7 protein-coding genes are annotated in these 5,407 nt (G+C 71.5%); 3 read left to right on the top strand and 4 right to left on the bottom strand.

Annotation, left to right across the window (positions count from 1 at the left end; all coding sequences use genetic code 11):
* Positions 1-1,113 (bottom strand): NDMA-dependent alcohol dehydrogenase (locus WA805_RS07675; protein ID WP_425241985.1); only part of this gene is annotated, 1,113 nt, incomplete at its 3' end.
* A gap of 11 nt (positions 1,114-1,124) precedes the next feature.
* A complete protein-coding gene (locus WA805_RS07680) occupies positions 1,125-2,066 on the bottom strand; it encodes a class I SAM-dependent methyltransferase (protein WP_425241986.1) in 942 nt (313 codons plus the stop codon).
* Here WA805_RS07680 and WA805_RS07685 point away from each other — a divergent pair.
* Genes WA805_RS07685 through WA805_RS07695 form a run of 3 tightly spaced genes read left to right on the top strand, consistent with a single transcriptional unit; the run spans position 1,951 to position 3,832 of the window.
* The gene (locus WA805_RS07685) at positions 1,951-2,475 is read left to right on the top strand and encodes an rRNA adenine N-6-methyltransferase family protein (RefSeq protein ID WP_425241987.1); all 525 of its coding nucleotides are present in this window, start codon (positions 1,951-1,953) and stop codon (positions 2,473-2,475) included. The two genes, WA805_RS07680 and WA805_RS07685, sit on opposite strands and share 116 nt — an antisense overlap.
* Before the next feature lie 20 nt (positions 2,476-2,495).
* Positions 2,496-3,206 (top strand): endonuclease III, encoded by a 711-nt coding sequence (nth, locus tag WA805_RS07690; protein ID WP_422281172.1) that lies wholly within the window; start codon positions 2,496-2,498, stop codon positions 3,204-3,206.
* Positions 3,203-3,832, top strand: a complete 630-nt coding sequence (locus WA805_RS07695; protein WP_422281170.1) for an NUDIX hydrolase — start codon at positions 3,203-3,205, stop codon at positions 3,830-3,832. The genes nth and WA805_RS07695 overlap by 4 nt, the downstream gene beginning before the upstream one ends.
* Here the strand turns inward: WA805_RS07695 and WA805_RS07700 are convergent.
* Both WA805_RS07700 and WA805_RS07705 read right to left on the bottom strand, forming a co-directional pair.
* The gene (locus WA805_RS07700; RefSeq protein WP_425241988.1) at positions 3,829-4,857 is read right to left on the bottom strand and encodes an S-adenosylmethionine:tRNA ribosyltransferase-isomerase; all 1,029 of its coding nucleotides are present in this window, start codon (positions 4,855-4,857) and stop codon (positions 3,829-3,831) included. The genes WA805_RS07695 and WA805_RS07700 overlap by 4 nt on opposite strands.
* Positions 4,854-5,407, bottom strand: a 554-nt coding sequence (locus WA805_RS07705; protein WP_425241989.1) for an SDR family NAD(P)-dependent oxidoreductase, incomplete at its 5' end; no start/stop codon positions are given. The genes WA805_RS07700 and WA805_RS07705, both read right to left, overlap by 4 nt.

Consider the following 5,407-nt stretch of genomic DNA (forward strand, 5'->3'; position numbering starts at 1 on the left):
CTCGTGCACGATGACGCCGCGGATGATCTTCCCGTCGTCCAGGTCCTGGTAGCCCTGGTTGACCTCGTCGAGCCGGTATCGCCTGGTGATGAGCTCGTCCAGCTTCAGCTGGCCGGACTGGTACAGCCGCAGCAGCCGGGGGATGTCGTACAGCGGGTTGCACATCCCGAAGACGTGACCCTGGATCCTGCGCTGCCAGCCGACCACGCTGCCGTTCGCGGCGAGCTGGATCTGCTTCTCCGCGCTCTTCCCCACCGAGGTGACGGTGACCTGGCTGCCCTTGCCGACGATGGCCGCGGCCTGATCGACGACCTCGGCGGACAGCACCCCTATCGTGATGATCGCGTGGTCGGCGAGCTGGCCCCAGGTCATCTCCACCACGGCCTCCTGCGCCTCGGCGGCCAAGCCGAAGACGTGCGTCGCCCCGAACTCCAGTGCCTTCGACCGCTTGAACTCCACCGGATCCACCACGATCACGTGCGCCGCCCCTGCGTACCGCGCGCCCTGGATCGCGTTGCTGCCGACGCCGCCCGCGCCGAAGATCACCACGGTCTGCCCGGGCCGCACCCCGGCCGCGTATACCGAGGTGCCCCAGCCGGTCGGCACGCCGCAGCCGGTCAGTGCTGCCACCTCGAACGGGATGTACGGGTCGATCGGGACGCAGGAGTTCTGCGAGACCACCGCGCGCTCTGCGAAGGTGCCGAGCATGCAGAACCCGCCCAGGTCGGCTCCGTCGTCGTCGTGGAACCTGAAGGTCCCGTCGGCCAGCATTCCCGTCATCATCTGCGCGCCCCAGTCGCACAGGTTCTGCCGGCCGGTGGAGCAGTACCGGCACGTCCCGCAGGCCGGGATGAACGAGCACACCACGTGGTCCCCGGCCTTCACCCGGGTCACGCCTGCTCCGACGGCCTCGATGACCCCCGCGCCCTCGTGGCCGCCGACCATCGGCAGCCGCCCGGTGCTGTCGCCGGTCTGGATGTGCTCGTCGGAATGGCACAGGCCCGATGACTTGAAGGCGATCCGCACCTCGCCCTGCCGGGGCTCGTCAAGCGAGAGTTCGGTGACCTCCCACGGCTTGCCCGGTTCCCTGATGATCGCTGCCCTGGTACGCATACTTACCAGTGCTATACCGCTGGCTTGACGGCGACAAGGCGCTCGACCCATCCCAATCGGGACCGTTCGCTGTGGCTGACCACGAACCCCTGCGCCTCGACGAGCGGCAGCGGCCGCCTGGTCTGGTAGTCGCCGTTCGTCCGCCTGGTCACCTGCTCGAGCAGCCACTGCCCGACGCGCAGCCAGGTGCGGTCGCTGGCCACGTGGTCGAGCAGCACCAGCCGGCCGCCAGGCTTGAGCACCCGGTACATCTCCTTGATGGCGGCCCGGTCGTCGGGGATGTTGCACAGCGAGATCGTGCACACCACGGTGTCGAACGTCGCGTCGCCGAACTCCAGCGCCTCCGCGTTCCCGGTGCGCAGGTCCGCGTGGATGCCGAGCGCCAGGGCGCGGTGGCGAGCCACCGCGAGCATGCCGGGGCTGAGGTCGATCCCGGTCAGCGACTGCACCCGCCGGTAGTAAGGCAGGTTCCGCCCGGTGCCGACGGCGACCTCGAGCACGTCACCGTCCGCCTGGGCGCAGGCCCATTCCCTGCCGCCGGGGAACAGCATCCGCTCGGTGTGCTCAATCCGCTGGTCGTAGCGCCCCGCGAACTGGTCCCAGAACCGCCTGGTTCTGTCCAACTGCGCGTCTGTCACAGCCGCCTCCTTAGCCACAGGCCACCAGGCCGGGGAATGTGCTCGATGTCCCATCGACCACGCTCTTTGGTGGACGATGTCACATCGACCACGTTGAGGGGGGCTCCAAATAGCGTTCAGGGGGGCTCTAAATAGATTGCCCGTGGTGCTGGCGAAGGCTACCGTCGCCGCGTGGGTTGTTTCATGGTGATGGTCCGCCGTGTCCGCCGCGGGGCGGTCACGCCGGGCGTGGGGCTGGCACCGGCTCGATGATGACTGGGCCGCCCGCGTCGTCGCGGCGGCCCGGGTACGGCCGGGTGAACTGGTGCTCGACATCGGGGCGGGCGAGGGCGCGCTAACCGGGCACCTGGTGCGTGCCGGGGCGCGGGTGATCGCGGTCGAGCTCAACGCGGGACGGGCGCGCGTGCTGCGGGAGCGCTTCCCCGGCGTGACAGTGGTGTGCGCGGACGCGGCGGAGCTGCGGTTGCCAGGGCGGCCGTTCCGGGTGGTGGCCAGCCCGCCGTTCTCGATCACGGCTGAGCTGCTCCGGCTGTTGCTGGCGCGGGACAGCAAGCTGACCGCCGCCGACCTCGTGCTGCAGCGGGCCGTGGTGCGCAAGTACGTCTCCGGCGGCGCTCCAGCCAGGCGGTTCGTTCCGGCCGCCGGCCTCGCGATTCCGCGGCGCGCCTTCCGGCCGCGGCCGCAGGTCGACTGCGCCGTGCTGACCTTGCGCCGCCGCCACTAGCCCGGTAATACGCTTGGCCCATGGCGGTCAAGACCCCTGAGACGCACACCGCGCTGGTGCGGCGCGCGCGCAAGATCAACCGGGTGCTCGCGGAGATCTACCCGGACGTGCACACCGAACTGGACTTCGCGAATCCCTTCCAGCTGCTCGTGGCCACCGTGCTGTCAGCGCAGACGACCGACAAGCGGGTGAACCTGACCACGCCGGTGCTGTTCGCCAAGTACCCCACGCCCGACGACCTGGCCGCCGCCAACCCCGAGGACGTGGAAGAGATCCTCAAGCCGACCGGGTTCTTCCGGGCGAAGACGAAGTCGGTGATGGGCCTTTCCGCGGCGCTGCGGGACCGGTTCGGCGGTCAGGTGCCGCGGACCCTGGACGAGATGGTCACGCTGCCCGGCGTCGGGCGCAAGACGGCGAACGTGGTCCTCGGCAACGCGTACGGCATCCCCGGCATCACCGTGGACACCCACTTCGGGCGGCTGTCCCGGCGGTTCGGCTGGACGACGAGCGACGACCCGGTCAAGGTGGAGGCGGAAGTCGGCGCGCTGTTCCCGCGCTCGGAATGGGTCATGCTGTCGCACCGGCTGATCTGGCACGGCCGGCGGATCTGCCACGCCCGCAAGCCGGCCTGCGGCGTATGTCCGGTGGCGGACTGGTGCCCGTCGTTCGGGCTCGGGCCGACGGACGTGGCGACCGCCGCGAAGCTCGTGAAGGACGGCCCGTTCTCGTGACCCAGGCACCGCAGTGGCTGCGGGACCTCGCCGCCGCCGCGGCCGGTATGGACGTGCCGGAGATCGTGCGGCCGCCCGTGTCGGGCGGCAGGCGGTCCGCCGTGCTCGTCCTCTTCGGCGACGGGCCAGAGGGACCCGATCTGCTGTTCATCCAGCGCAGCGAGGGGCTGCGGCGGCACGCCGGGCAGCCCGCCTTCCCCGGCGGCGCGATCGAGGACTCCGACGACGGGCCGGTGGCCGCCGCCCTCCGCGAGGCGGCCGAGGAGACCGGCCTCGACCCGGCCGGGGTGGACGTGCTCGGCACGCTGCCCGAGCTGTTCGTCAGCCGTAGCGATTTCCGGGTGGTGCCGGTGCTGGCCTGGTGGCGTGAGCCGTCCGCGGTGCGGCCGACGGACACCGGGGAGGTGGCCGCGGTCGAGCGGATCCCGGTGGCCGAGCTGGCCGACCCGGCGCACCGGTTCATGTTCCGGCATCCGAGCGGACGCACAGGGCCTGCCTTCCACATCGGCTCGATGCTGATCTGGGGCTTCACCGCGCTGCTGGCAGACCGGCTGCTCGCCCTCGGCGGCTGGGAGCGCCCTTGGGACCTGCGTGACATCCGCGCCCTCCCAGAAGGCGCCGCCTAACGCGGCCATGCCCGGGGCGGGCCGGCTAACGGCAGCATGAGGTGGACGTCGCCGAACTCGTGCCAGAGATAGCCGTGCGACACCGCGGCCTCGTAGCACTCGGCGAGCAGGCCTGCGTCGTGGAACGCGGCCAGCATGCGCAGGTGCGACGAGCGCGGCTCGTGCAGGCCGGTGAGCAGGCCGTCCACCGCCCGCAGCCCCGTTTCCTCGGTCACCACCAGCGACGTCCAGCCGGCTTGCGGGCCGCGGGCCGCGGTTTCCAGCGCGCGGACCACCGTCGTACCCGCGGCGATGACCCGGCCGCCGGATCGCCTGGTCAGGTCGACCAGGCGGGCGGTGGCCGGCGGCACGTCGTACTGCTCCGGGTACGGGTCCTCGTCCGCCTCAAGCGAGGAAACACCGCAGTGCAGCGTGATCGGGGCGATCGTCACCCCGCGCGTGACGAGTTCCGTCACCACCTCAGGGCTGAACGGCCTGGCGGCACTCGGCATCTCGGCGCTGCCATACTGGCGCCCGAAGATCGTCTGGTACGCCTCGAGCGGCCACGGCCGCGCCGCGTACGAGTACCTGATCGGCTTGCCGTACCGCAGTAGGTACGGCAGTACGGCGACCGAGAGCTTCGCGTGCCATAGCCGGGCCGTGGCGCGGCCGAGGAGCTCGAGTTCCGCGCCGCCGGGCAGCGGGATGATCCTGGGCGGAGACACGAGATCGTTCGGGATAGTGGATTTGCCTTGCGGAATCCGCGGCTCTATCAGCCAGGTGCCGTCCGGCAGGGCGGTGCCGAAGTGCACCGTCAGGCCCGGGCCGGCCGGCACCGCCGCCGGCATGGTCCTTGACGTGTTGACGACGATCAGGTCGCCAGGGAGCAGCAGCCGGGGCAGGTCAGTGAAGCTGTGATCGGTGACCGTCCCGCTGGCGGCGCGGCTGACCAGCATCCGGACCCCGTCGCGCGGCAGGCCGCGCGACTCCGGCGGGCCCTGCGCCTCAAGCTCGGCGGGCAGTGCGAAGTCGACGGTCGCGGTCATGCCGGCACCAGCTCCGCGGCAGCGTAACGGCCGCTCGGCAACCGCTCTTCCGCGAGCCGCACGAGGGCGGGCACCACCGTCGACGGCAGCGGCCGGTCCGAGATGTCCTGCCCGGGGAACGCCGCCTGGTGCATGTCGGTGCGGAGGTCGCCGGGATCGACCCACCAGACCCGGATCGCCGGCTCCTCGGCGGCGAGCACGTTCGAGGCCTGCTCCAGAGCCGCCTTCGCCGCGCCGTACCCGCCCCAGCCTGAGTACGGTTCGACCGCCGCGTCCGAAGTGATGTTGAGTACCGCGCCGCCGCGCTCGCGCAGCGCCGGCAGGAACAGCTGGATCAGCGCGACCGGTGCGAGCACGTTCGTCTCGAACGCGGCGCGCAGCTCGCCAAGCGGGTAATCGGCCAGCGCGGGCAGCGGCGCCGCGCCGAGCGTGCTGGCGTTGTTCACCAGCAGGTCGAGCTGGCCGGCGGCCGCGCGGAGCGCGGACCGGTGCGCCGGGTCCGTGACGTCTCCCGGCACCGCGATGACCTCGGCGCCCGGCGCGCCGGCCC

Origin of the sequence: Trebonia sp. (genome assembly GCF_049794275.1) — a bacterium.
Classification (GTDB): Bacteria; Actinomycetota; Actinomycetes; order Streptosporangiales; family Streptosporangiaceae; genus Trebonia.

Excerpts from the sequence above, each read along its gene's own strand:
- WA805_RS07680 (WP_425241986.1), bottom strand. The coding sequence starts at position 2,066 with ATGTCGAGCACCAGTTCACCCGGCCGTACCCGGGCCGCCGCGACGACG.
- WA805_RS07700 (WP_425241988.1), bottom strand. The coding sequence starts at position 4,857 with ATGACCGCGACCGTCGACTTCGCACTGCCCGCCGAGCTTGAGGCGCAG.
- nth (WP_422281172.1), top strand. The coding sequence starts at position 2,496 with ATGGCGGTCAAGACCCCTGAGACGCACACCGCGCTGGTGCGGCGCGCG.